Here is a 25,207-nt window from a genome sequence, read left to right as displayed (position 1 = left end):
GCAACTCCGTGTCGCAGACGGCCGTCAAGCCACACTGACTGAAGCTGTCACTCGGGCTTGCCCCCCGCACTGCGGAAGGCGCTGGGGTCGACGTCGTACTTGCGCAGCAGCCGGTAGAAGCTTTCGCGTTCGACCCCCGCGTGAGCCGCGGCCTCCGCGATCTGCCCGTCGAAGCGCTGAAGGACACCTTCCAAATACGTCCGCGCCACCTCCGCACGCCCCCGCTCGAGCGCGGCCGCCCACGACATGGCCGCCAGCCCCTGTCCGTCGATCGCGCCCCCGTGGGCCAACACTTCGGGGGGTAAGTCTTTTGCGTCGAGGCGCTGCCCCTGACAGACCAGGCACGCCCGTTCGATCGCCGAACGGAGCTGCCGCACGTTACCGGGCCAATCGTAGGCCTGCAGCGCCTCGAGGGCATGGGGCGTGAGCCCTTCGATCGTGCGCCCCTGCGTCTGTTCGGCACGCTCGCGCAGGAAATGCTGAGCAAGCAGCTCGATGTCATCCTTGCGTTCCCGCAGTGGCGGGATGCGCACCAGCGCCACATTCAAGCGGTACCAGAGATCCTCGCGGAAGGCCTCGGTCTTCACCATCGCCTCGAGATTTCGGTGCGTGGCGGCCACCAGGCGTACATTGACCTTCCGCTCGTGCGACTCGCCCACCCGCCGCACGGCCTTGTCCTCGAGCACACGCGTGAGCTTCGCCTGCAGGGAGAGGCGCATGTCACCCACTTCATCGAGGAACAGCGTGCCCCCGTGCGCTTCCTCGAAGAGACCCGCACGGTCCCGCACCGCGCCGGTGAACGCGCCCTTGGCGTGACCAAAAAGCTCGGTCTCCAAAAGCTCCGCGGGGATCGCCGCGCAGTTGACGGCCACGAAGCGACGGGCCGCGCGCGGACCCAGTTGATGAAGCGCGCGGGCCACCCTCTCCTTTCCGGTGCCCGTCTCCCCCAACACCAACGCGGTGGCGTCGCTGTCGGCCACACGTTTGACCAGCGCGGCCAGCTCCTGCATGCTCCGGGTGCGTGCGATCATGCCCGGCAAGACCTCCACGCCGTCCGTCGCCTCGGTAGGTGCCAGGCGCACGCGCCCAAGCGCGCGCAGCACCACGGCCCGCGCCGCATCGGGCTCGAAGGGCTTCGTGAGATAGTCGTAGGCGCCCAGGCGCAACGCCTCCACCGCGGTGCCCACACTGGCGAACGCCGTCATCAACACGAACTCGGCCGCCGGCTGCAGGCGCTTGCAGGCACGCAACACGTCGAGCCCGTCCATGTCGGGCATCTTGAGGTCACAAAGCACCACGTCGACGCTCTCGCTGGCAAGCACCCGAAGCGCATCGGCCCCGCTCTCCGCGGTGCGCACCGTGGCGTCTTGGCGCAGCACTTTCGCCATCAGGCGCACCATGTTGCGTTTGTCATCCACCACCAAAACCACGGGACCGCGCGCGCTCATGACAGACCTCCCGCAGCGGCGTGCTTGGGCAAAACGACCTCGAAGCGTGAGCCCTCGCCCTCACGCGACACCACCTGCACGCGCCCCCCGTGAGCCTGCACGATGCCCAGACAGACCGAGAGCCCAAGTCCGCTGCCCCCCCGACGTTTCGTGAAAAAGGGCTCGAAGATGCGTCCTTGATCCTCGAGGGCAATGCCGGGCCCGCGATCAATCACCTCGAGCCGGTAGGTCTCACCCTGGTCCTCGCCCCTCACGGTGACGGGCACACCGGGTGGGCTCACCTGCGCCGCGTTCGCAACGAGGTTCAAAAGCACCTGGCGCAAGCGGGTAGGATCGGCCAAGAGGGTCCCGTCCTGCAGCTCCGCCACCACGGGGCGTCCGCGACCATCAGGGCTTTCGGCGAAGCGCCGGAGCGTTTCTTCCACGAACGCCTTCATGCGCAGGGGCTCGCAGCGCAGCTCGGCGGGGCGGGCATAGGCCAGCAGATCCTCGGCGATGCGCTGGCAGTGCCCTGCCTCTTCGTCGAGAATGCGGAGCTCTTCCTCGAGGGTCTCCGGATCCTCCTTGGCTTCCATCGTCTTGAGGTAGCCCCGAATGATGCCAATGGGGTTGTTCAGCTCGTGCGCCACGCCCGCGGCCAGGTGTCCGATGGCCGCCATGCGTTCGTTGTGCACCACGCGACGTTGGCGTTCGGCAAGCTCCTCGGCCATGCGATCGAAGGCCTGCGAAAGCGCACGCAGTTCCCCCCGCCCCACGGCCCCCACGCGCGCCTCGAACGCGCCGGACCCAAAGCGTTGTGCCGCCGCCGTGAGCGCCCCGAGCGGCTTCAGCACCGAGTGCCGGAGCCGCAACGTGAACCCCACCGAGAGGCCCACGATCACGAACGCACCCAGCCCGCCGTAAAGCAGGCCCAGCTGCGTGGCCTGCGTGGCCAGCACGTGGGAGTGCGCCATGCGAGACGCCACGGCCTCCGCCAAAGCGTCCGCCTGCGCCGAAGCCTCGTCGGCGAGCCGTGCGATGGCGGGGTGCGAGGCCGCAAGCGTCCCTGGCACCTGCCGCGTGCCCTCGGGCGGCACTTCGTTCCCCAGCGCCTCGAGCGTCTGCCCGAGCGCAGGCACCCGCCACCCTTCGGCTGCCGGCACGAAGGGCAGGAGCTTCGTCAGCGCCTCACGCACCTCGGCTTGCCAGTGCCGAAAGTGTTCCAGATGGCGGGCGTCACCTTCGACAGACGCCCGCGCCAGATGGATGTACTGCTCGCGCACGGCCCTCGCCAACGCAGAGCCCTGCCGAATGGCGGTTTCCTCCGCCGTCATGCCCGTCACCAACGCAGAGACCTGGCGAATCAGTAGGAGCAGCAATCCGCACGTGGCCAGCGCCACCAAGGATACGGTGCCGAAGCCGAGCGCCATCTCCCGCGAGATGTGACGGGGGGGCGCCTCAGGGCGGGTCGAGCGGGCGTCGGAAGAGTGACCCATGGGGATAAGGTGTAACCCATGGGGTCACAGGGGGCCAGGGTCTGGTGCCGGGGGGCCATAGGGGCGGCCGGCGGCGGGCGACCGGGCCGTTGCGCCCCACGGGAGCCGCGTCATCTGCGGCAGACGGGCGCGCTCGGGAATCGAAGGATCATGACCTCGCCAACGCCCGCACGGGCCCATCAATTGCGACGCACTCAGTTCATCCCGAAACCGGTGGACGAGGTGTTCCCGTTCTTTGCGGCGCCCGAGAACCTCGAGGCCCTGACCCCCCCTTTTCTCGGGTTCCGGATCCTGACCCCCAGCCCCATCCCGATGCAGGTGGGCACGCTCATCGACTACCGCATCTCGCTCTTCGGCGTGCCCCTGCGCTGGCGCACGCGCATCGAAGCGTACGAGCCCGGCGTGTCCTTCGTGGACGTCGCCCTTCGGAGCCCTTATCGGCGCTGGCACCACCTGCACACCTTCACCCCCGTGGCGGGTGGCACACGCATGGACGACGTGGTGGATTACGAGCTGCCTTTCGGCCCGCTCGGTGCCATGACGCACGTGCTTTTGGTGAAGCGCACACTTGCGCGCATTTTCGATTTTCGCGCGCAGGCCGTGCGAGGCGTGTTTGGAACCTGACCTTCGGGCCGGGGTCTGGACAAAGACGTACGCTTTTTTGCCCTGCGCTGCCCGCGCCCTTAGGCTCTTGACCTCGGCGCGCCCTGCCGAGGTTTCGTGATGTATCAAATTCGCATCGGCTGTCAGCTCGGGTATCGGGCCGCAACGCCCACCCCCAGCGTGTTCATCTTGGCGCCCCAGGCGCACGCACGGCACATGATCGTGCGCGAAGCCCTGGAGACCACCGGCGCGAGCGTGGGCAACGAGTACCGCGACCTCTTTGGGAACCGCTGCCGGCGCATCACGATCGCCCCCGGCGAGTGCAACCTGCGCTACGAGGCCCTGGCCTGCGTCCCCCATCACGCCGACGAGGTGCGCCCCGAAGCGCGCCAGGTCCCCCCGGCCGAGCTGCCACCCGAAGTGCTGCGCTTCACCTTGCCAAGCCGCTATGCTGAAAACGACAAGCTGCTCGGCTTCGCCTGGGAGACGTTCTCGAAAGTTCCCACGGGGTTTTTGCGCGCGCAGGCCATCAATGAATGGGTGCACAAGAACATCGAGTACCGCCGCGGCTCCTCGCGCCCCGACTGGTCCGCCACGGATGTCCTGGCCCACCGGTACGGCGTATGCCGCGACCGGGCCCATCTGGTGATCGCGCTCTGCCGGGCCTTCAACATGCCGGCCCGTTACGCGGTGTCGTATCTGCCCGACATCGATGTGCCTGAAGATGGGTTGGCGATGGACTTTCACGCGTATGCCGAAGTCTGGCTGGAAGGGGGCTGGCAGATCTTCGATCCCCAACAGCTCGCCCCCCGCAAGGGCCGCATCTTTCTCGCCAGCGGACTCGACGCCGCCGACGCCGCGTTCGCCACGCTCTACGGGCCCGCGTTTCTCACGAAGTTCTCCGTGTTTGCCGACCCGGTGAACGAAAAGGGCGAGAAGCTGGATCTGCGTCTTCGGCCTACCCCGGCCCCCAGCGTGGGCGCTCTGCCGCCCCCTATCACCCCCTCGGTGGTGGTGGCAAGCGCCAGCCCCGCGTTCGTGTGAACACGCCCCTTCGGCAAGCGGGTGTACAATCTTGTTCTCATGGTCACGGTTGCCCGCCCGGCCTTCCCTTTGTATCGCTCGTTCTGCTGCGTCTTGGGGCTCACTGCCGCCTGCGCATCGTCAGCTCCCTCGGCGAAGGCCCCCTCGCCTCACTGGGACGAAGCCCAGCCGCGGTGCTATCTCGGCGACGCGATCGCGGCAGGGGTACCGTTCGGTGGGGACACACAGCCGGCCGCGGGCGAAGCGAGGGCCTCACGCAGCACGCTCGCGCGTGACCGCGTCACCGAAGTGGTGCACGCGCACCTCGAAGAGGTTCGCTACTGCGGAAGCCAAGGCATGGCCGCGGATCCCGCGTTCGCGGGCGATGTGGTGGTTCGCTTCACGGTGGGGCCCGGCGGGCACGTCTTGAGCTCGGGCGTGGCCTCGTCTTCGGTCAAGGACCTCGACGTGCAGGCCTGCGTGGGGCGCGCGGTCTGCCGCTGGCTCTTCGAGGCGCCCGTGGGCGGCGGCACGGTGGTGGTGAGCTATCCCTTTCGCTTCGAGCGGGTCAACCCTGCCCCGCCCGACTCCGAGAGCTGACGCCCCCCTTTCATGGCCAGAATCTCCTCCTGCGGGCGCGACAGCAGCGTGCGAAGCAAGGGGTGTTCGTAGTGGCGATCGACGGTGATCGCGTAGAAGTTCTCGAAGAGGCCTTCGACCACGTAGTGCGTGACCAGCACACCCCGTTGCAGCTCGTCACGCACCACCACGGTGGGGATCAGCGCGACAGCCTGGGTGTCACGGGCCAAGAGGCGCATCATGGCCATATCGTCCACCTCGGCCAACACCCGCGGCTTCACTTTCAGCTCGCGGCACAGAGCATCGAAGGAGGTACGGATCTCATTGCCCGGGGCAGGCAAGAGCAGCGGTGCCTCTGCCAGATCGCGAGGGAAGGCAAAGGGCTGCGCCCGCGGTTTGCCCACCAAGCTGACCTGCTGCCGAGCGATGCGCTGGCACCGCCAGGACATCTCCTCATCGGGACGCACCTCGTGGTTCGACAAAACGAGGTCGAGCTTGTGACCTGCCAGCAGCGACAACAGCTCGTCGAGGCTGCCCGACCGCAGGCGAAGCCGCACGTCGGCCTCGTCGAGCAGAGGCTTGACGAACGATTCTTGAAAGTTGCGTGACAGGGTGGCCACGGCGCCCACGCGCAGCACCTGGTCCCGGCGCCGCCCCTCCGCCAGCGTGGCCACCAGCTCGGCTCCGTGCGCAAAGATCTCCTCGGCGTGAGCGAAAGCGATGCGCCCCGCTTCCGTCAAAACGAGCCGTCGCCCCTCGCGCGCAAAGACCGATTGGCCAAGCTGCTCCTCGAGCTGCCGAATCTGCGTGGACAGAGCCGACTGCGACACCCGGAGCGTCTGCGCCGTGCGCGTCAAGTTGCCTTCCTTGGCCACGGCCCAGAAGTACTGCAGGTGGTGGTAGTTCAGCGGCCCCGCCATGTTTGTTCACCTTATCAGAACGATACCCACTGAATTATGAATTTTTAAAGAAGCATGCGTCACGTGTAGGTATGTCCGCATGAATCCCATCTTCACGGAAGCGGCGGGAGCGGTCGTGGCGCTCGCGATACCTGTCACGTACGCGCTGGCGGCGCTCCTGACGTCCCGCCAAACCGGGGCCGGGCTGTTTTCGCGAGGGCTATGGGCTACGGGGCTTGCGTTGGGCCTCGCGACGGTCCTGCTGGGCAAGCGTGTCCTGGGGGGGTTCGACCCCTTGCCCCACGACGCGGCACCCCTGTTCGTGGCGCTGTCCCAGGGGCTGAGGGTGGATGGGCTCACCACGGGGATGTTGATGCTCGTCACCTTTTTGGCCCACGTCATCGTGCGCTACTCGCGCACCTACCTTGCAGGAGAGCCCGGGCAGGCACGTTATCTCCGCTGGTTCTTGGCGACGCTGGCGGCGGTGAGCCTCTTGGTTGCGGCCAACCACCTCTTGGTCGTGGCGCTCTGCTGGACGGCCACCAGCTTGGCGATTCATCAATTGCTCACGTTTTACCCCGAGCGCCCTCAAGCTCTGATAGCAGCTCACAAGAAGTTTCTGGTGAGCCGCCTGGGCGACGTGCTCGTATTCGGCGCCATTGGCCTTCTGGGCTGGCAGGTGGGCAGCCTGCACCTCGACGACGTGTTCCTGTGGGCCCGGCAAACGGAGAGCCTGCCGTGGCCGGTGGCGTTGGCCGCGGTGCTGCTGGCGCTCGGCGCCTGCCTCAAGTGTGCTCAGCTGCCTTTTCACGGGTGGCTGATTCAGGTAATGGAAGCCCCCACGCCCGTCTCGGCGCTGCTGCATGCGGGCGTGGTGAACATCGGCGGCTTTTTGATGATTCGCCTGGCCCCGCTGATGGTGAAGGCGGAGCTTGCACAGTTCGTGTTGGTGGGGGTCGGCGCCACCACGGCGGCTTTGGCCGCCCTCGTGATGACCACGCGGGTGAGCATCAAGGTCAGGCTTGCCTGGTCCACCTGCGCCCAGATGGGATTCATGCTGGTCGAGTGTGGCCTGGGTGCGTACCACCTGGCCCTTCTGCACCTGGTGGCGCATTCGCTTTACAAAGCACACGCTTTTCTGGCCTCCGGCAGCACGGTGGACCTGTGGCGTGCGGGCGCGCTCGAGACCGCAGCACCGGAGCCGCGCCTTGCGCCGTGGTTCGTGAACCTGTTTTTGGCCACGGCGGGCGTGGCCGCGGTGGGCGGCGCGTTCGGGGTGAACCCCACCCACGAGCCGAGCGCGTGGGCGATGGCCTGGGTGCTCAGCCTGGCCGGCGCGGCCTTGATGACCCGTGCCGGTGCGGGCGGCTTGACCCAGGGGCTCAAGGGCGCCTTCTACGGTCTGGCTGTCACGACGCTCTACTTCACCTGGCATGTGCTGGTGGCCAAGCTGCCGCTCGGCACGGAAAACATCTACGACGTGAGCCCTGGTATGTTCGTGCGGCTCGTCGTCACGGGCGCCGTTTTCCTCGGCCTTTACGTCGTTTCGGCTCTGATGGCGGCGCGGCCCCAGAGCCCGTGGGCGCGTGCTCTTTACCCTCAGCTCTTTGCCGGGTTTTACCTCGACGAGTTCTTCACCCGCCTCACCTTCCGGCTCTGGCCGGCCAAGCTGCCCCCGCGCCGCAGCGCTGAACGTGGGGACTTCACCACCCAAACCATCGGAGCCTGATCATGGTCCCCGCCAACGCTTCATCGACCAGGGCCGCCGTGTGGCCTTCGGATCTCACCCAAGATGTTGCCACCGCGTGCGGGCGGATCGCGCCCACGTGGCCCCTGGATCGGTTCATCGCGGTGAATCCCTTCTGGGGCTCTCTGCACGAGCCGGTGCCTGCGGTGTCGCAGCGGCTCACTTCGCTGGTGGGCAGCCGTCTCTTGATGCCCAGGGCGTATTACCGGGCGCAATGGCAAGCAGGCGCCTTTTCCCGTGCACACCTGGCCACGGCGCTTGCCGAAATCCGGTCGCCGCTCAGCCTTGCCCAGGTTTTGGCACGGCTCGAGCAGGACACCCCCTCGCTGCCCCGCCACCTGCGCGTCATGGACGTCATCGACGCCCGGCGCGACCTCGTGCACGGCATGTCGTTCCGCGATTTCGTCACGGTGAGCACCAGTCAGTTCTGCGCCGCTTTCTTCGACGACAGCCAACGGCCCGTAGGTCCCGACCGCACGGGAGGCCTCTACGCCACCTGGCGGCGGCACGCCCTGCAAGACCGCTCACCGGGTTTGCTCATGGGCCTGGGAGCGTTTCGCGCGCTAGCGGAGGCGCTGCCGAGCGACGCCCAGGCCCTCATCCTCACCGCCCTCGCCGAGCTCGACGTTCCTCTAGAGCGAAGGGCCGATTACCTGACGGCGCTGCTCCTCGACCTGAACGGCTGGGCTGCGTGGTGCGCGTACCTGCGCTGGCAGGCCCAGCTTGCGGGCACAACCGATGATCACCTCACGGAGCTCGTCGCCCTGCGTCTCGCCTGGGAGCTGGTTCTCTTGCGCAACGGCGGGAAGCCACTCGCCGCAGAGTGGCGGGTGGCCGTCTCGGGCTGGCCCGCGATCGACGCCGCGGTGGCGGCCGCCGAAACCGACGAGTGGGTGTACCAGCGGGCCCTGGAGCTTGCGTACCAGGAGAGACTGAAGGCCGAGCTCGAAACGGCCCGCCCCGCATCCGAGCCCGCAGACCTGCCCGCGGTACAGGCGGCGTTCTGCATCGACGTGCGTTCGGAGGTGCTGCGCCGGGCACTCGAGGCCGAAGCGCCCCGCGTGCAGACGCTGGGGTTCGCGGGCTTTTTTGGTCTGCCCGTCGAGTACGAGCCGCTCGGCGCTGCGCGTGCGCGGCCCCAACTGCCCGGGCTCCTCGCGCCGCGCCTGCGGGTCACGGACACGGGGCTTCCCGCCGCGGCGGCGGACACCCGCAGGGCGCAGCTGGGCTTCAAGGGAGCATGGAAGCGCTGGAAGGGCGGTGCGGCTTCGAGCTTTTCCTTCGTCGAAACGCTGGGCGCCGTCTACGCAGCGAAGCTCCTCGGCGACGGCCTCGGGTGGAGCCGCCCCGTGCCCGCCCCCGACACCGTGGGGCTGACCCTCGAAGACCGGGCGCTCTGCAAGCCGCGGTTGACCCACACGGTGGCGGGCGCCCCTGTGACGCCCGAGGAGAAGGCGGAGCTGGCGGCGGGCGTGCTGCGCGCCATGAGCCTCACGAAGGGCCATGCCCGCCTGATTGCCCTCGTGGGCCACGGCAGCAAAACGGTGAACAACCCACATGCCGCGGGGCTCGATTGCGGTGCCTGCTGTGGGCAAACGGGTGAGGTCAACGCGCGCGCCCTGGCTGCTCTGCTCAACGAGCCCGAGGTGCGCCAGGGGCTGGCCGCACGAGGCCTTCCGCTGCCGGCCACCACGCATTTCGTTGCGGGGCTCCACAACACCACCACCGACGAGATCACGCTCTTCGAACTCGAGGCGTGTCCACCGAGCCACGCGGAGGAGCTGCGCACGCTGAGGGCAGAGCTTGGGCGCGCGGCCGTGCGGGCGCGGGCCGAGCGGGCGGGCAGCTTGGGCTTGGATGAGCTCTCCGGACATGATCTCGACCAGGCGGTCGCGGCACGCACGCGTGACTGGGCCGAGGTGCGCCCCGAGTGGGGGCTTTCGAACAACGCCGCCTTCATCGTGGCCCCCCGCGCGCATCTGCGACACGTCAACCTGGCAGGCCGGGCGTTCCTACACGACTACCGTTGGCAGGGCGATGAGGGCTTCGCGATCCTCGAGCTCATTATGACGGCGCCCATGGTCGTGACCCACTGGATCAACTTCCAGTACTACGCATCGACGGTGGACAACCAGCGCTTCGGCAGCGGCAACAAGGTGCTTCACAACGTGGTGGGCGGTCACATCGGGGTGTTCGAGGGCAACGCGGGTGACCTGCGCATCGGCCTGCCGATGCAGTCTTTACACGACGGCACACGCTGGGTGCACACGCCTGTGCGGCTCTCCGTCTACATCGACGCCCCCGAGCCCGCCCTGCAGGCCGTGCTGCGCAAGCATGCCCACATCCGGAACATGGTGGCGAACGGGTGGATCTATCTGTTCCAGTTCGACAGCGCCGAGCGGCAGGTCAAGCGGGTGATGCCTTCGACCGACCCGTAGGGGCCCCGCCCGAGACTTGGCACCTCGCAGGCCCGGCGCGCATCCAACACGGGGTGACGTCCCTCCCGCCGTCTCTGCCGTCCCGCTTTCGCCCGCCTGGCCCCGAGGGCCCCGCGTCCCCCGAGGTGCGCCGGCTGGGGGAGGCGTTGCTGCGTCGAGACCCGCTCGCCGATGCGGTGGTGGAAGCATTTGCCACGCAGCCTCCGGGACGCGGCTTCGCGTTGCTTGAGCAGGGGCTGGCGGAGGGACGCGACGCCCTGCCCGAGGCGCCCAAAGCGCTTCTCACCTTGCTCGACACCCTCGACCAAGCCCCGCCCTGGCTCGACAGCGCGCGACGCGAGGCGGGTGCCGCCGCGCTTCTGCGGTCCGGGGCCGCCGCCGGCATCGTTCTTGGCATGAAGTCGCTGGTCCTCGGCTACGCGTCGCCGGCAGGCAACAAGGCGCTCATGTTCTCCGGGCAGCTACAGGAAAAAACCCCGCGACGGCTGGCCGAGACCAGCCGCTTTGTGCAGGCGGTGAGCCAGCCCGGCGGCATGGAGCGCTACGGCCAGGGGCTCGCCATCACGGTGAAGGTGCGCATCATGCATGCCCAGGTGCGGCGCCTCATCGACCGCAGTGGGCGCTGGCAGCCCGAGGCCTTCGGAGAGCCCATCAATCAACACGACATGCTCGCCACGGTCATTCTGTTTTCGGCAGCGCTCGTCGAGGGTCTGCGCAAGCTGGGGTACGCCGTAAGCGCGCGCGAAGCTGACGACATCAGCCATCTGTGGCGTGAGGTGGGGCTGCGCATGGGCGTGGAGGACGCGCTTTTGCCCGAGACTCATGCCAAGGCGCTGAGCCTGGCTGAGAGGATCCAGGCTGCGCAGGCTCCCCCCGACGACGATTCCCGCGCGCTCGTGGCAGCGCTCTTCAGCTCGCGGCCGCACATGGCCCGTACGCCCAAGGAAAAGAAGGTGGCCGAGCGACGAGCTGGCGTGATGCAAGCGCTGTGTCGGCACCTCATCGGGGACCGGCTGGCGGATGAGCTGGGGGTCGTGCGCAACCGCTGGGCCGGAGTGACCCTTGCCGTCAAACCCGCGCTGGCGCTCGCAGCCCGGGTCAACCGATTGCCGGGAGTGCGGCAAGCGGCCGCACGCGCGGGCAACGCGTACTGGACAGCGGCCGTGGCCGAGGTGCTGGGCGATGCGGAGGCCGCGTTCGCGCCGCCCGAGAGCCTTCGCCAGGGCGCCGCCTAGCGGCAATGCTGTTCACTTAAGCACCACCCCTTTGGATGGTGCGACCGAAGGGACGTTTGCACTCCCTCGGATAGTGCCTGTCTTGTTGTGGGGCGTACGCGAACATTCGAAGGGCGGCGATGTCATCGTCCATCTGTTCATGGATGGATTTTCCTGAAAGCATCGCAAAGAGCAGATCACCGGCCGCTCGTAGGCAGTCTGCGCGAACGACGCGTCGGCCATCAAGGGTACGCTCCGCTTCTGCTTGAAGGAACGATGCCAGGGCTATCCAGATCATCGCGGAAATGAGTTCCTGTTCACATCCTTGGACGCTCTTGCTGTGGAAGTCCTCGGTCTGCATGAAGCTCTTCATTTCCTTGAAGAGAGATTCGATTCCCCATCGAGAGGCGTAGAGCTTGATGATGTCTTTGCGATCGAATCCGTCCTTTCCGCTCAAGGTGGACACGATGACCATCCTTTCGTTCTTCGTGCCTTTCCTCGGGCGGCCTGGCTTTGCGTCGCGCTCGACGACGCGCACCTGAAGCTCAATGTTCCCTTTCGCCCCCGGAAGCGTCAGTGTCACTTTCGCGGTCTTCTTGTTTGAAGACAAGAATGGCTTGAGCTCTTTCCACGCCGTCGCCTTCGATGCGCTCATTCTCGCAATGATGTCAACGCCATGTTCAATCAAGGCTGAGAACAGGTGGCGACTCGGAAACCCTCTGTCCATGACGGCCACGTCGCCTGCCTTGAACGGCAATCGGTGAACCAGCTTCTGCATGGACGTCCTCTCGCCGATGCCTTTTCCGGTCAGGGACCAATCCAACGGAAGACGGCGAAACACATCCGCAGCCATCACCACCAACCCTTGTGGATTGTGCACCGACGTCCCATTCGGCCGCTTCGGCCGCGCCATCTTCCTCGCTGTATCCGCGCTGCGCGGCAACACAACTCGCGTTCCATCGAACGCGATGAATCGACGTTTCCCCCACGGGGTTTTCGGAGTCGGCATGATGGACTCGCACCGCTCGACCAGCTGGTGCAGCAACCCACGGCATGTCTCGATCGAGACCTTCTTTCTTGCTTCACTGATGGACGACAACGTCGGTACCTTCGCCCAATCGAACACCTTGCGCCCGTAGTACGCCACGATCCGCAAGCTCCGTCGATAGCTCATCTTTCGGTCCGGCATCGTCAGGACCATCAGCCACATCAAGACGCTGCGGGCGCTCCATGTCCGTGTCCGGTCGAACTTGTCCGCACAGCCACTGGTCAGTTTGAAGAACGCTCGAAAGTGATCGCCAGGTCCACGAAGCAGGCTCATGAAGGCCGGCGCTCGCAGCCTCGGGCCTTGTCAAGATGAATTGCACAATATTTTCAGATGGTTACGAGGTTTCTTAAGTGAACAGCATTGCGCCTAGCGGCCCGCGCGACCGCCGCGCTCAGACGACCAGGTGCTTTTCGACCAACTCTTCGGAAAGCTCGGATATTTTGCCCGATGAGACCACACGTCCCCGCTCCATGATGGCGAAGTTCTGCGCGAACTTGCGGGCGAAGGGCAGCTTCTGCTCGACGAACAATATGGTCAGCCCCTCCTTTTCGTTGAGGCGCATGAGCACCTGCCCGATCTCGCTCACGACGTTCGGCTGGATGCCTTCGGTGGGCTCGTCCAGGATCAGAAGCTGGGGGTCCAACATCAGGGCGCGCCCAATGGCCAGCTGCTGCTGTTGACCGCCGGATAGATCCCCTCCCCGCCTCGTGCGCATCTGCTTGAGCACCGGGAAGGTCTCGAAGACTTTTTCCAGGCGATCGGCCTTTTTGCGCCGAAGGGCCGAAAAGCCCACCATCAGGTTCTCTTCGACGGAGAGCTGACCGAAGATCTCCCGACCCTGGGGCACGTAGCCCACGCCCACCGAGGCGCGGAAGTCCGCGGGCCGACGGGAGAGCTCCTGGTCGGCCAGGCGTATCGCGCCAGAGCGGATCGGCAAAAGGCCCATGATGCACTTGAGCAGCGTGGTCTTGCCCACGCCGTTGCGTCCCATGAGGCAGGTGCAGGCGCCCTTTTCGAGCGCCAAGGCGGCGTCCCACAGGATGTGGCTTTCGCCGTAGAACTGGTTCACTGCTGAAACGGAAAGCATGGTTGGCCTCAAGTCCCCAAATAGACCTCGATCACCCTGGGATCCTTCTGCACGTCCTCCATCTTCCCTTCGGCCAGTACCGATCCCTCGTGGAGCACCGTCACCTTGCGTGCGATGCTGCGCACGAACTCCATGTCGTGCTCGACCACCACCACCGTGCGGCTCCCCGCCAGGGATACCAAGAGCTCGGCCGTTCGCTCCATTTCCTGGTGAGTCATGCCCGCCACGGGTTCATCGACCAGCAGCACCTTGGGCTTCTGTACGAGCAGCATGCCGATCTCCAGCCACTGCTTGTGGCCGTGGGCGAGCAGCCCTGCCCGCACCGTGCGATGGTCCTCGAGGCCAATCAGCTCGAGGCTCTCGTCGATGCTCTCTTTTTGGCTCGAGGTCAAGCCTCCGAACAGGTTGCGAAACACCCCCTTGGGACCCTGGCAGGCCAGCTCGAGGTTTTCGAGCACCGAGTGGCCCTGGAACACGGTGGGCCTTTGAAACTTGCGGCCCACGCCCATGCGCGCGATCTCCCACTCCGACAGCTCCGTGAGATCGTAGAGCGAGCTTTCCAGAAAAACGCCTCCCGTGTCAGGGCGTGTCTTTCCGGTGATGACATCCATGAGGGTGGTTTTTCCGGCTCCGTTCGGCCCGATGATGCACCGAAGCTCGCCTCTTTCCAGCTCGAGCGTGAGGTTGTTGAGGGCTCTGAAGCCATCGAAGCTCACGCTGACGCCGTTCACCCACAGAACGAGCCCCGGGCGAATGGAAGACGTGGGGGGCGCGCCTGACTTTCGCCGACGCTTTTCGGGCGCCGCCGGCGCATTCGCCGCTTCGCTCATGAAACACCTCCCGGCATGGCTTCCGAAACCGGCGTGGGCGGCTCGGGTTGTTTGCGAGGCCGAGGCTTGTGGCGCAGCCGTTCCGCGGCCTTGCGAATCAAACTGTGAACGCCTCCCGGAAAGAACAAGGTGACCGCCACGAAGAGCCCTCCCAGTACGAAGAGCCAAAGCTCGGGGAAGGCCCCCGTGAGCCAGCTCTTCCCGCCGTTGACCAGGAACGCCCCCAAAACCGCGCCGCTCAGGGTTCCACGCCCCCCCACCGCCACCCAGATGGCCATCTCGATCGAGTTCGAGGGCTGCATCTCGCTGGGATTGATGATGCCCACTTGCGGCACGTAGAGCGCCCCCGCCAGGCCCGCGAGGCAGGCCGAGAGCGTCCAGACGAAGAGCTTGTAGTGTGTCGACTCGTAGCCGCAAAACCGCGTCTTCAACTCGGCGTCACGAACCGCCGTCAAAACCCGGCCAAGCCGGCTGGTCACGAGGAAACGGCTGAGCAGGTAGGTGCCCAGCAACGCCACCGCCGAGACGATGTAGAGCCCCACCTTGGTGGCGGGGTCCTGGAGGGAAAAACCGGCGATGCGCTTGAAGTCCGTGAGGCCGTTGTTGCCACCGAACCCGGTGGCGTTCTGGAAAAACAGGAGCATCGCCGCGTAGGTCAGCGCCTGGGTGACGATCGAAAAGTAAACACCCTTGATCTTCGAGCGGAAGGTGAGAAAGCCGAAGAGGAAGGCCAAGAGCCCCGGAACGGCCAGGGCCATGAACACGGCGAAGGGGAAACTCTCGAAGCCGTACCAGGTAAACGGCAGTTCCTTCCAGTCGAGGAACACCATGAAGTCGGGAAGATCGCTCCTGTAGACCCCCTCACCCTTCATCGAGCGCATGAGGTTCATGCCCATGGCATAGCCACCGAGCGCAAAAAAGACGCCGTGCCCCAGGCTCAGGATGCCTGCAAAGCCCCAGACCAGATCCATGGCCAGGGCCGCGATCGCGTAGCAGAAGAACTTGCCCACGAGGGGCACCATGTGCGGTGGCAAGGCGCCTGCCGCAGGCAACGCGATCGCCACCGCCAAGGCCGCAAAGAGCGCGAGCCAAACGCGCGGCCCGTGAATACGAAGCCCCACGCTGCGCAGGGAGCCCAACATGCCGCCCATCTTCATGCCTCCACCCGGCCCTTGAGGGCGAACATGCCTTGAGGCCGCCTCTGGATGAACAGGATGATGATGCCGAGCACGACGATCTTGCCCATCACCGCCCCCGAAAGCGGCTCGAGCAGCTTGTTGATCATGCCGAGGCCGAGCGAAGACGCGATGGTGCCCATCAAGCGGCCCACGCCCCCGAGCACGACGATCATGAACGAGTCGATCACGTAGGTTTGCCCCAACTCAGGGCCCACGTTGCCAAGCTGCGACAGCGCCACGCCCCCGAGCCCTGCGATGCCCGAGCCGAGCGCGAAGATCTGCGAGTCCACCCGCCCGGTTCGCACGCCCAGGCAAGCGGCCATCGGGCGGTTTTGCGAGATGGCCCGCACTTGAAGACCCAGAGGCGTCTTTTGCAAGATGAGCCACACGGCCAGCGTCACCACGGCCGCGAACACGGCCACCGCGATGCGGCTCCAGGGCAGAACCAGTCCCTCCATGAGGTTCACGCCGCCCGCCAGGTAGTCGGGAGAGGCCACCGCCACGTTCTGAGCGCCGAAAATGAGTCGCACCGTTTGGATGAGGATGAGACTGATCCCCCAGGTCGCAAGCAGCGTTTCCAGGGGGCGGCCATAAAGAAAGCGAATCACGGAGCGCTCCAGGATGAAGCCCACCGTGGCGGCTACGACGAACGCCAGAGGCACCGCCGCCACCAAGTACAAGCCGGCCACGGAGGGGAAGAGCTTGCCGAACCCCACCTGAACGGCGTACGTCGTGTACGCACCCAACATGAGCATCTCGCCATGGGCCATGTTGATGACACCCATGAGCCCGAAGGTGATCGCCAGGCCGAGAGCCGCCAGCAGGAGCACGCTCGCCAAACTGACCCCGTGGATGAGGTGACCACCAAAGCGGGTCATCTCCTGGCGCCTCTCGATGGCCTTCAAGGTCGAGACGGCGCGGGCCCGCACCTCGGGATCGGGGTCACCCCCGGTCTCTGCCGTTCGCGCCAAGGCCGCCACGTCGGCGCGGCTCGCAGGGTCTCCCTTGCGTTCGAGGAACGCGAGCGCCTCCAGACGCAGCTTGGGATCTGCGGCACCCAGGTCGGCCTTTGCAACGGCCATTTCGAGCGCCCGGCGGATCGACTCTTCTGATTCCTTCGTCAACCTCACGCGCAGCAGGGCCGCGTCCTCGGCGGCGCCGCGCTTGATGAGCTCGTCCACGGCCGCCCGCCTCGTTGCGGGATCGGGGGCGTCGAGCCTGAGCCTGGCCAGGAGGGGCAATAAGCCGCGCCTCAGCTGGTTTGTCATGCGGACCGGGGTGAGCCCCGTGGCCTCGACGGGAGCCGCCGTCAGCGCATCGCGCGCGACGCGGTCCTTGCGCCGGATGAACACCTGCCCCTGGCCATCGGCGTAGAGCTGGTCGAGCTCGAGCGCTTCGAGCCCAGGCAGCAAGCGGGGATCCGCCTGCTGGACCAGCCGCTCCGCCGCAGCCTCCACGGCATCAGCGTCGGGACTTGCCAACCCCGCCAGAGCTTTGCGGAGCTCGGCAGGGTCGGTCTGCGCCGCCAGGCTCGAGCCAGGGACGCAGAGGCACACGCTCACTGACAGAACGCCCCACACCACCAGCCTCACCAGAGATCCCAATCCTGTAGGTCGTTCCCTCACGAGCGCTCCTCTCTTCGTCATCACCTGGCTCGAACCCCATCGGCCTTTACGGTCTGCGAGACCCGAAGGTCCTCACTCGGCCATCGCAGAGAACTTGGGCTTTTCGCAGTTGCCGCAGACCCAGGGGTAGGTCCAGTCGGCCACCTTCTTGGCGCTTTCAGGAATGAAGGGGCTCCAGGCCTGCGCACGGATGGGGCCGTCGGTCTTCCACACCACGTTGAACTGACCGTCAGCGCGGATCTCGCCGATGAAGACGGGCTTGTGCAGGTGGTGGTTCTTGGCGTCCATCTGGATCTCGAAGCCAGAAGGAGCCTTCACCTTCTGGTAGCCGATCGCCTGACGAACGGCGTCCACGTCGGTGGTCTGGGCTTGCTCGACAGCGGCGGCCCACATCTTGATGCCGATATAAGTTGCTTCCATCGGGTCGTTGGTGACGCGCGCGTCGCCGCCCGTCAGGTTGTTCTTCTTCACGTAGGCCATCCACTTGTCGATGAATGCCTTGTTCTCGGGCGTGTCGATGGACATGAAGTAGTTCCAGGCGGCCAGGTGACCCACCAGAGGCTTCGTGTCCACACCGCGCAGCTCTTCTTCACCCACGGAGAAGGCAACCACAGGGACGTCCTCGGCCTTCAAGCCCTGGTTCCCGAGCTCTTTGTAGAAGGGCACGTTCGAGTCGCCATTGATGGTGGAGACCACGGCGGTCCGCTTCGCCGAAGCGAACTTCTTGATGTCGGCCACGATGGTCTGGTAGTCGCTGTGACCGAAGGGCGTGTAGGTCTCCATGATGTCGTCGTCGGAGATGCCCTTTTCGTGCAGGAAGTAGCGCAAGATCTTGTTGGTGGTGCGCGGGTAGACGTAGTCCGTCCCGAGCAACACGAAGCGCTTGGCGCCGCCGCCCTGCTTGCTCATGAGGTACTCCACGGCCGGGATCGCCTGCTGATTGGGCGCGGCGCCCGTGTAGAACACGTTGAACGACGACTCTTCGCCTTCGTACTGAACCGGGTAGAACAAAAGACCGTTGAGCTCCTCGAAGACCGGCAGCACCGACTTGCGCGACACCGAGGTCCAGCAGCCGAAGGTTACGGCGACTTTTTCTTTCTGAATGAGCTCACGGGCCTTCTCCGCAAAGAGCGGCCAGTTCGATGCCGGGTCGACCACCACGGGCTCAACCTTGCGCCCGAGCAGACCGCCAGCCTCGTTGATCTCGTCGATCGCCATGAGCGCCACGTCCTTGAGCGACGTTTCGCTGATGGCCATGGTGCCCGACAACGAGTGCAGAATGCCCACCTTGATGGGCCCCGTCTTGTCCTCCACGGGCTCGGCAGCGGGCGGCGGGGGGGCAGCGGGTGTAGGCGTCTCCGCCTGCTTCTGGCACCCTACCAGCGCAAAGACACAGGCCGCCATGAATGCCGACGCCTTGCTCCCCGACTTCCCGGCCCCAAAGGTCAGCTTTGTGGTTTCAGTGATCATCTCTTTCGTTTCCTTCCCTCTTCTGAACGACACACTCTGGGTGCGGCGAACTCTCGCCACGCCAGGTGGGCCCAGCCGTCAACGCAGCCGGCCGTCATGACGGTTCTCAGCGCGTTGCCTGCTCCAAACCCTCGATTCGGAAACACAGCGGAACCGTCGAGGGCACATTACCCACGCCACGTAACCAGCGGATGACGCGTCCATGAAACATTCGTAAACAGACCTCACGGTTCGTGTCGTGCCGCCACGTAGCGCTGCCAGCTGCCAAAACGCGAGACGTCTTCGGCTCCCTGCGCCGCTACGCCTTCGCAAACAAAGCCCGTCAACGAACGCCCATCACTCATCTGGACACGCCCAAGTCCGAGCGGCGCCGGGACGCCCGACAGGAAGCTACCCAGGTGGCGCTGCGGCATGGCCCACACCTCGGCTTCGATGGCCACCCCGTCCGCAGCCACCCGAATCAACCCGGGCCGGGGCACGCCAGGACCGGCGAGCGCGTACAAGCGGTAGACCGGCGCCGTGGCTGTTCGCTCGATGAGCAGCGCCTCCCGAGACACGAGTTCGTGGTTCAAGGCCCCGCCTTGTCTATGGGCCCCCACCACCACGAGCGGGCTCCATCCCGCGTCCGCCTTCGTGAAGTTTGCGGGCGGCATGACGGGCACAGGCGTTTGCGTGGTCCCGAGCGGCAGGCCCGTGGCTTCGTGCAGGCGCGCCGCCAACGCGGCCAGGACGTGATCATGTCCGGCTTTCGCCATGAAGGTCACGCCAAACGGCAGACCCTCGCTCGTAAAGCCCGCAGGCACGGCCATGGCCGCGAGGTCCAGAAGGTTGACGAAGTTGGTGTACGTGCCGAGGCGGCTGTTCGTCCCGACCGGATCGGCGGCCACCTCCTCCCGCCGGTAGAGCGTGGGTGCCGTGGGCAGGAGCAAAGCATCCACGTGGCCGATCACCCGATCGGCTTCGAGGCGAAGCGCCTGAAGACGCCGGTCACTGGCAAAAACGTCGGCGGCATTCACGCTGCGTGCGCCTTCGAGGATGGTTCGTACGGTGGGGTCGAGCGCGCCGGGCGCCACATCCAGCACGGAACGCGATGCTTCCAGCCGCTGGGCAACGAAAGCCCCTTTGTAGAGCAACGCGGCAGCCGAGAAGAAGGGCGTCATGTCAATGGGCACCAGGAGATGGCCGAGCGCGCTTGCCGTTTGGCACGCGGCCTCGAACGCCTTTTCCGCCGCCTGGTCGCCGAAGAACGCGAGCTGCCCCGCGCGGGGCACACCCAGCCTGACGGCCCTGGGCTCGAACACGGGCCGCACCCGCCATGTCGAAGCCTCGGGATGACAGAGGGACCACTCGGGATCCCCCCCCGCCGCAAGTTCGGTCACCAGGGCGGCGTCTTCGACGGTGAGCGCAAACACCGAAACGCAATCGAGCGACGCACAAGCGGGCACCACCCCGCGGGTACTCAACATGCCGCGCGTGGGTTTGCAGCCTACGATGTTGTTGAACGCCGCCGGCACCCGGCCGGAGCCTGCCGTGTCCGTGCCCAGGGAAAAAGATGCGTAACCGCGCGCCACGGCCACCGCGGACCCCGAGCTCGAGCCCCCCGCGATGTAGTCGGGGTGAAAGGGGTTGCGGGGCACCCCGTAGGGCGAGCGCGTGCCCACGAGCCCGGTGGCGAACTGGTCCAGATTCGCCTTGCCCAGGCAAATCGCTCCGGCGGCGAGGAGCCGTTCCACCACGGGCGCGCTGCGGGTGGGGCGGTACGCATAGGCCTCACAGGCCGCGGTGGTGGCAAAGCCCGCCACGTCGATGTTGTCCTTGACGACGAAGGGGATGCCCCAGAGCGGCTTTCCCGGATCGAAGGCGCCCAACGCGGCGACGGCCGCCTGGAGCTCGGCGGGGGTGCTGCGTTCGATGAACACACCGGCTTCCTGCTCGGTCTCGATGAGGCCGCAGACGTGGTCCATCACCTCTGCCACCGTAAAGCGCCCTCGTTGGTACCCGTCCCGCAGCGTCTTGATGGTCAGCGCGTCTTCGATGCTCACGACATGAACAATGCCGAAGCTGGAAACGATCGCGCACAGGGATTGTCCCGCCCCCGCGACTTTTAACGATCAAGCACCTGATGAGCAACACGAGCGAAACATCACAAGGCCTATAAGGGTTTTCGTGATAGCGTCCAAAAGAGGGTCCCGATGAGCCGATACGTGTTGTCCACCCCCTACAAGTGGCCCTGGAACGGCGATCTGCGGCCGGAGAACACCGCCCTCATCGTCATCGATATGCAAACCGATTTTTGCGGAGAGGGCGGCTACATCGCCCAGCTCGGCTACGACGTTTCGGTCACGCGGGCGCCGATTGCGCCGCTCGAGCGGCTCTTGAAGGTGATGCGCGCCCAGGGCTTCCACATCCTTCACACCCGCGAGGGGCACCGCCCCGACCTCTCCGACCTTCCCGCCAACAAGCGCTGGCGCTCCCGCCAAACGGACCACGGCGGCTCTGGCATCGGCATCGGCGACCCGGGCCCCTGCGGCCGGGTGCTCGTACGGGGTGAGCCCGGCTGGGACATCATCCCGGAACTGGCGCCACTTCCCGGTGAGACCGTGATCGACAAACCCGGCAAGGGTTCGTTCTACGCCACCGACCTGGATCTCATCTTGCGCCAGCGGGGCGTGGACAATCTCATCCTCACGGGGATCACCACGGATGTCTGCGTGCACACGACCATGCGCGACGCCAACGACCGGGGCTACGAATGCCTGATCTTGAGCGACTGCTGCGCCGCCACCGATGCGGGCAATCACGCCGCGGCCCTCAAGATGGTGACGATGCAAAACGGGGTCTTCGGGGCCGTAGGCACTTCGAGCGCGCTCATCGAGGCGCTGGGGTGAGGCGCTCGTGAACGCAGCAGCTGCCCTCCCCTTCGCCACGTCCGACGTGATGGCGCTCGGCAAGCACCCGGAGCGGCTCGCGTGGGAGCCGTTTCGGGAGGGTGTGACCATCCACCGGCTCCATGGCGGCCAAGACGGGGGGCCCGCCGCGGCGCTGCTGCGCTACGCCCCGGGCGCCAGCGTGCCTCGCCACGAGCACACGGGATGGGAGTACTTGCTCGTGCTGTCGGGGGCACAAGAAGACGAGCGGGGCACCTACGAGCGCGGCGCCTTCACCATCAATGCACCGGGCACCCGCCATGACGTGCGCAGCCCCCACGGCTGCATCGTGCTTGCGATCTGGGAAAAGCCCGTGCGTTTCGTCGTGGAAGGCGAAGCGCGGAACGACTGACGTGCCCGCCCTCGACGCGCCGTCTCCGTCCGTCCCCGAGGGGCGAGAAGCTGCCCCCGTGCGCAGCTGGAAAGCCACCTTGGCGCTAGGGTTTCGCCGCGACGGCGAACGCACGCGCCTGGACCATCGTGCGCACACAGGCCCCCTGCGGGTGCAAAAGCCTTTTTTCCCCGAGGGTCCGGGCGTGTGCCACGTCTATGTCCTGCATCCTCCGGGTGGCCTCGTGGGAGGTGACAGCCTCGAGCTGACACTCGAGGTGGGCCCGGAGGCCCATGCCCTCGTGACCACGCCCGCGGCAGGTAAAATCTATCGCAGCCCTGCCGAGCCCTCGCGCCAGGTGGTCGAAGCCCAGGTCGGTGAGGCGGGCACGCTCGAGTGGCTGCCGCAAGAGACCATTGCTTTCGACCAAGCCCACGCGCACTTGCAAACGCGTCTTCACCTTGCACGCGGAGCCCGGGCCGCCGCGTGGGATATCTTGTGTTTGGGACGCCCCGCCGCCCTCGAGGCCTTCGCCCGGGGCAGTGTTCACAACCACGTGGAGCTCTATGTCGACGGTCAACCTCGCCTGATAGAGCGCAGCCACTTCGCGGGCGGCACGCCACAGCTTCAGGAGCCCTGGGGGCTCTCAGGACGCGCCGCCCTGGGCACGTTCTTCGTACATCCCGCCAGCACCGAAGGGCTGGAAGCCGCCCGCTCCGTGTGCCACGGCCGCTTCGGGCGCGCCTTGACCAGCGCCACTTTGGTGGATGGAACCCTCGTGTGTCGCGCACTCGACGATGACGCCACACAGGTGCGCGAGCGTTTCATCCGCACCTGGCATACGCTTCGCCCCACGACGCTTGGTCGAACGGCCACGGCCCCCCGCATCTGGGCCACTTGAACCCGCCACACAGGAGCGCCCCTTGGATCTGACACCCCGGGAGAAAGACAAACTCCTCATCTTCACCGCCGCCCTGCTCGCCGAGCGGCGCAAGGCCCGCGGCTGCAAGCTCAACTACCCCGAGGCCGTCGCCTACATCACGGCCGCCATCCTCGAGGGCGCCCGCGATGGAAAGACCGTGGCCGAGTTGATGGTCCTGGGAACACAGCTGCTCGCTGCCGAGGATGTCATGGAGGGCGTGGCCCACCTCATCCCGGAGGTCCAGGTGGAGGCCACCTTCCCCGATGGCACAAAGCTGGTCACCGTGCACAACCCCATCCCCGATCGCGGTGATTTGGTGCCCGGTGATGTCAGCCCGTCGGCACTCGAGCCGGTGCTCGAACTGAACCAGGGACGCCCGACCCTCGAGCTGCGCGTCTCGAATGTGGGGGATCGGCCCGTGCAGGTGGGCTCGCACTACCACTTCGCCGAGACCAACCCCGCCCTGGTCTTCGACCGCGCCGCCGCACGCGGCATGCGGCTCGACATCGCCGCCGGCACCGCGGTGCGTTTCGAGCCGGGGCAAAGCCGCGAGGTGGTGTTGGTTCCCTACGGCGGTACACGCGAGGTCTGGGGGTTCCGGGGCGAGGTCATGGGGCCCCTCGACAGCACCCAGGGAGGCGCACCATGAGCCGCATCGATCGGCGCGCGTACGTCGACATGTACGGTCCCACCACGGGCGACCGCGTGCGCCTGGGGGACACGGAGCTTCACATCCAAGTCGAGCGCGACCACACCGTGCGCGGTGAGGAGGTCAAGTTCGGTGGCGGCAAAGTGATCCGGGACGGCATGGGGCAAAGCCAGCGGACCGGCCCTGACGTGGTCGACCTCGTGATCACCAACGCGCTCATCCTGGACCACTGGGGCATCGTAAAGGCCGACATTGGTATCAAGGAAGGTCGTATCGCCAAGGTCGGAAAGGCAGGGAACCCCGACGTTCAGCCGGGCATCGATATCGTGATTGGCCCCGGCACGGAGGTGGTGGCGGGCGAAGGCTGCATCGCCACACCGGGCGGCATCGATGCGCACATTCACTTCATCTGTCCCCAACAGATCGAGGAAGCCCTCATGTCGGGCGTCACGACGATGCTGGGCGGCGGTACCGGACCGGCCGCCGGCACCAACGCCACCACCTGCACGCCCGGCCCCTGGAACGTGGCCCGCATGCTTCAGGCCGCCGACGCTTTCCCCATGAACCTCGGCTTTTTGGCCAAGGGGAACGCCAGCCGCCCCGAAAGCCTCGTGGAACAGGTGCGTGCCGGCTGCATGGGCATGAAGCTGCACGAAGACTGGGGCACCACCCCGGCAGCCATCGACTGCTGCCTCTCGGTGGCCGAGCAAGAGGACGTCCAGGTGGCGATCCACACGGACACCCTGAACGAATCGGGCTTCGTGGAAGATACCCTGGCGGCGCTCAAGGGCCGCACGATTCACACGTACCATACCGAGGGGGCCGGGGGCGGCCATGCGCCCGACATCATCAAGGCCTGCGGGGTGCCGCACGTGCTGCCTTCCTCCACCAACCCCACGAGGCCTTACACCATCAACACCGTCGATGAACACCTCGACATGCTGATGGTGTGTCACCACCTCGACCCCTCGATTCCGGAGGACGTCGCCTTCGCCGAATCGCGCATTCGGAAGGAGACCATCGCGGCCGAAGACATCCTGCATGATCTTGGGGCCTTCAGCATGATGTCCTCTGATTCGCAGGCCATGGGCCGCGTGGGCGAGGTGATCACCCGCAGCTGGCAAACGGCTCACAAGATGCGCATCCAGCGGGGCAGCCTGCCCGAAGACGTGGGCGGCCACGACAACTTCCGTGCCAAGCGCTACATCGCCAAGTACACGATCAACCCGGCGCTGGCCCACGGCATCTCGCACGAGGTGGGCTCGATCGAGGCGGGCAAACTGGCCGACATCGTGCTGTGGAAGCCTGCGTTTTTCGGGGTCAAGCCTGCCCTCATCATCAAAGGGGGCCTCATCGCGGCGGCGCCCATGGGCGATGCCAACGCCTCCATTCCCACCCCTCAACCCGTGCACTACCGCATGATGTTCGGAGCCTACGGGGGAGCCCGCACCGCCACCAGCGTGACCTTCGTCTCGGGCAGCGCCCTCGCGAGCCCGTTGCGGCAGGAGCTCATGGTGCGCAAGCCCTGGGTGGCCGTAAAGAACACGCGGGGCGTGAAGAAGCAGGACCTCGTGCATAACGGGCTTCTGCCGCACATCGAAGTGGACGCACAAACCTACGAGGTGCGGGCCGATGGCGTGCTGCTGACCTGCGAGCCCGCGCGTGAGCTTCCGCTCGCGCAACGGTACTTTCTCTTCTGACGAAGGCGCGCGCG

Annotated in this window: 21 protein-coding genes; 11 read left to right on the top strand and 10 right to left on the bottom strand. The window is 66.2% G+C overall.

Going from position 1 to position 25,207, the window contains the following annotated elements:
• Positions 1-47: 47 nt before the first annotated feature.
• Both KA712_10315 and KA712_10310 read right to left on the bottom strand, forming a co-directional pair.
• The gene (locus KA712_10315; GenBank protein MCG5053340.1) at positions 48-1,448 is read right to left on the bottom strand and encodes a sigma-54 dependent transcriptional regulator; all 1,401 of its coding nucleotides are present in this window, start codon (positions 1,446-1,448) and stop codon (positions 48-50) included.
• Complete coding sequence (locus KA712_10310) at positions 1,445-2,923, bottom strand: HAMP domain-containing histidine kinase (protein MCG5053339.1); 1,479 nt, start codon at positions 2,921-2,923, stop codon at positions 1,445-1,447. Before KA712_10310 ends, KA712_10315 begins: the two co-directional genes overlap by 4 nt.
• 150 nt (positions 2,924-3,073) lie before the next feature.
• On the opposite strand from KA712_10310, the gene KA712_10305 reads away from it, so the two are divergent.
• From KA712_10305 to KA712_10295, 3 genes are all read left to right on the top strand, one after another.
• Complete coding sequence (locus KA712_10305; protein MCG5053338.1) at positions 3,074-3,547, top strand: SRPBCC family protein; 474 nt, start codon at positions 3,074-3,076, stop codon at positions 3,545-3,547.
• 96 nt (positions 3,548-3,643) lie between these two features.
• Entirely contained in the window at positions 3,644-4,570 is a 927-nt protein-coding gene (locus KA712_10300; protein ID MCG5053337.1) for a transglutaminase family protein, read from the top strand.
• A gap of 39 nt (positions 4,571-4,609) precedes the next feature.
• A complete protein-coding gene (locus KA712_10295; protein ID MCG5053336.1) occupies positions 4,610-5,149 on the top strand; it encodes a TonB family protein in 540 nt (179 codons plus the stop codon).
• Here the strand turns inward: KA712_10295 and KA712_10290 are convergent.
• Complete coding sequence (locus KA712_10290) at positions 5,095-6,048, bottom strand: LysR family transcriptional regulator (GenBank protein ID MCG5053335.1); 954 nt, start codon at positions 6,046-6,048, stop codon at positions 5,095-5,097. The two genes, KA712_10295 and KA712_10290, sit on opposite strands and share 55 nt — an antisense overlap.
• Before the next feature lie 79 nt (positions 6,049-6,127).
• Between KA712_10290 and KA712_10285 the strand changes: the two genes are divergently transcribed.
• The 3 genes from KA712_10285 to KA712_10275 are packed head-to-tail and all read left to right on the top strand — an operon-like array spanning position 6,128 to position 11,447.
• Positions 6,128-7,756, top strand: a complete 1,629-nt coding sequence (locus tag KA712_10285; protein MCG5053334.1) for an NADH-quinone oxidoreductase subunit L — start codon at positions 6,128-6,130, stop codon at positions 7,754-7,756.
• Positions 7,757-7,758: 2 nt separating this feature from the next.
• The gene (locus KA712_10280) at positions 7,759-10,212 is read left to right on the top strand and encodes a DUF2309 domain-containing protein (protein MCG5053333.1); all 2,454 of its coding nucleotides are present in this window, start codon (positions 7,759-7,761) and stop codon (positions 10,210-10,212) included.
• A gap of 53 nt (positions 10,213-10,265) precedes the next feature.
• Positions 10,266-11,447 (top strand): DUF2236 domain-containing protein, encoded by a 1,182-nt coding sequence (locus tag KA712_10275; GenBank protein ID MCG5053332.1) that lies wholly within the window; start codon positions 10,266-10,268, stop codon positions 11,445-11,447.
• A gap of 16 nt (positions 11,448-11,463) precedes the next feature.
• Here KA712_10275 and KA712_10270 read toward each other — a convergent pair whose 3' ends face one another.
• The 7 genes from KA712_10270 to atzF form a co-directional block, all read right to left on the bottom strand.
• Positions 11,464-12,747 carry an IS4 family transposase gene (locus KA712_10270; GenBank protein ID MCG5053331.1) on the bottom strand — a complete coding sequence of 428 codons (1,284 nt, stop codon included), beginning with the start codon at positions 12,745-12,747 and terminating at the stop codon, positions 11,464-11,466.
• 118 nt (positions 12,748-12,865) lie between these two features.
• Positions 12,866-13,561, bottom strand: a complete 696-nt coding sequence (gene urtE / locus KA712_10265) for an urea ABC transporter ATP-binding subunit UrtE (protein ID MCG5053330.1) — start codon at positions 13,559-13,561, stop codon at positions 12,866-12,868.
• 8 nt (positions 13,562-13,569) lie between these two features.
• Positions 13,570-14,391, bottom strand: coding sequence for an urea ABC transporter ATP-binding protein UrtD (gene urtD / locus KA712_10260; GenBank protein ID MCG5053329.1), 822 nt, complete (start codon positions 14,389-14,391; stop codon positions 13,570-13,572).
• The gene (gene urtC / locus KA712_10255; GenBank protein ID MCG5053328.1) at positions 14,388-15,542 is read right to left on the bottom strand and encodes an urea ABC transporter permease subunit UrtC; all 1,155 of its coding nucleotides are present in this window, start codon (positions 15,540-15,542) and stop codon (positions 14,388-14,390) included. Before urtC ends, urtD begins: the two co-directional genes overlap by 4 nt.
• Positions 15,543-15,544: 2 nt before the next feature.
• The gene (gene urtB / locus KA712_10250; GenBank protein MCG5053327.1) at positions 15,545-16,447 is read right to left on the bottom strand and encodes an urea ABC transporter permease subunit UrtB; all 903 of its coding nucleotides are present in this window, start codon (positions 16,445-16,447) and stop codon (positions 15,545-15,547) included.
• Between the two features lie 819 nt (positions 16,448-17,266).
• The gene (urtA, locus tag KA712_10245; GenBank protein MCG5053326.1) at positions 17,267-18,664 is read right to left on the bottom strand and encodes an urea ABC transporter substrate-binding protein; all 1,398 of its coding nucleotides are present in this window, start codon (positions 18,662-18,664) and stop codon (positions 17,267-17,269) included.
• Positions 18,665-18,888: 224 nt separating this feature from the next.
• A complete protein-coding gene (atzF, locus tag KA712_10240) occupies positions 18,889-20,706 on the bottom strand; it encodes an allophanate hydrolase (GenBank protein ID MCG5053325.1) in 1,818 nt (605 codons plus the stop codon).
• A gap of 150 nt (positions 20,707-20,856) precedes the next feature.
• On the opposite strand from atzF, the gene KA712_10235 reads away from it, so the two are divergent.
• The 5 genes from KA712_10235 to ureC are packed head-to-tail and all read left to right on the top strand — an operon-like array spanning position 20,857 to position 25,193.
• The gene (locus tag KA712_10235; GenBank protein MCG5053324.1) at positions 20,857-21,552 is read left to right on the top strand and encodes a cysteine hydrolase; all 696 of its coding nucleotides are present in this window, start codon (positions 20,857-20,859) and stop codon (positions 21,550-21,552) included.
• A gap of 49 nt (positions 21,553-21,601) precedes the next feature.
• Positions 21,602-21,943 carry a cupin domain-containing protein gene (locus KA712_10230; GenBank protein ID MCG5053323.1) on the top strand — a complete coding sequence of 114 codons (342 nt, stop codon included), beginning with the start codon at positions 21,602-21,604 and terminating at the stop codon, positions 21,941-21,943.
• A gap of 1 nt (position 21,944) precedes the next feature.
• Positions 21,945-22,823 (top strand): urease accessory protein UreD, encoded by an 879-nt coding sequence (locus KA712_10225; protein MCG5053322.1) that lies wholly within the window; start codon positions 21,945-21,947, stop codon positions 22,821-22,823.
• Between the two features lie 22 nt (positions 22,824-22,845).
• On the top strand, positions 22,846-23,493 hold the full coding sequence (ureA, locus tag KA712_10220; GenBank protein ID MCG5053321.1) for an urease subunit gamma: 648 nt from the start codon (positions 22,846-22,848) through the stop codon (positions 23,491-23,493).
• Positions 23,490-25,193, top strand: coding sequence for an urease subunit alpha (gene ureC, locus KA712_10215; GenBank protein MCG5053320.1), 1,704 nt, complete (start codon positions 23,490-23,492; stop codon positions 25,191-25,193). The genes ureA and ureC overlap by 4 nt, the downstream gene beginning before the upstream one ends.
• The last annotated feature ends 14 nt before the right edge of the window (positions 25,194-25,207 follow it).

It is taken from the genome of Myxococcales bacterium (assembly GCA_022184915.1).
In the GTDB taxonomy this organism is placed as follows: Bacteria; Myxococcota_A; Polyangia; order Fen-1088; family Fen-1088; genus JAGTJU01.
The sequence above is the reverse complement of the archived record's forward strand: the minus strand, read 5'-3'. Positions and strand labels throughout refer to the sequence as shown.

Bases quoted from the DNA above. Each gene is read 5' to 3' on its own strand.
- urtB (MCG5053327.1), bottom strand. From the start codon at position 16,447: ATGACCCGCTTTGGTGGTCACCTCATCCACGGGGTCAGTTTGGCGAGC.
- KA712_10305 (MCG5053338.1), top strand. From the start codon at position 3,074: ATGACCTCGCCAACGCCCGCACGGGCCCATCAATTGCGACGCACTCAG.
- KA712_10315 (MCG5053340.1), bottom strand. From the start codon at position 1,448: ATGAGCGCGCGCGGTCCCGTGGTTTTGGTGGTGGATGACAAACGCAAC.
- urtD (MCG5053329.1), bottom strand. From the start codon at position 14,391: ATGAGCGAAGCGGCGAATGCGCCGGCGGCGCCCGAAAAGCGTCGGCGA.
- KA712_10285 (MCG5053334.1), top strand. From the start codon at position 6,128: ATGAATCCCATCTTCACGGAAGCGGCGGGAGCGGTCGTGGCGCTCGCG.
- KA712_10290 (MCG5053335.1), bottom strand. From the start codon at position 6,048: ATGGCGGGGCCGCTGAACTACCACCACCTGCAGTACTTCTGGGCCGTG.
- ureC (MCG5053320.1), top strand. From the start codon at position 23,490: ATGAGCCGCATCGATCGGCGCGCGTACGTCGACATGTACGGTCCCACC.
- KA712_10230 (MCG5053323.1), top strand. From the start codon at position 21,602: ATGGCGCTCGGCAAGCACCCGGAGCGGCTCGCGTGGGAGCCGTTTCGG.
- urtA (MCG5053326.1), bottom strand. From the start codon at position 18,664: ATGATCACTGAAACCACAAAGCTGACCTTTGGGGCCGGGAAGTCGGGG.
- KA712_10310 (MCG5053339.1), bottom strand. From the start codon at position 2,923: ATGGGTCACTCTTCCGACGCCCGCTCGACCCGCCCTGAGGCGCCCCCC.
- KA712_10270 (MCG5053331.1), bottom strand. From the start codon at position 12,747: ATGAGCCTGCTTCGTGGACCTGGCGATCACTTTCGAGCGTTCTTCAAA.
- KA712_10280 (MCG5053333.1), top strand. From the start codon at position 7,759: ATGGTCCCCGCCAACGCTTCATCGACCAGGGCCGCCGTGTGGCCTTCG.
- KA712_10235 (MCG5053324.1), top strand. From the start codon at position 20,857: ATGAGCCGATACGTGTTGTCCACCCCCTACAAGTGGCCCTGGAACGGC.
- urtC (MCG5053328.1), bottom strand. From the start codon at position 15,542: ATGGGCGGCATGTTGGGCTCCCTGCGCAGCGTGGGGCTTCGTATTCAC.
- KA712_10295 (MCG5053336.1), top strand. From the start codon at position 4,610: ATGGTCACGGTTGCCCGCCCGGCCTTCCCTTTGTATCGCTCGTTCTGC.
- urtE (MCG5053330.1), bottom strand. From the start codon at position 13,561: ATGCTTTCCGTTTCAGCAGTGAACCAGTTCTACGGCGAAAGCCACATC.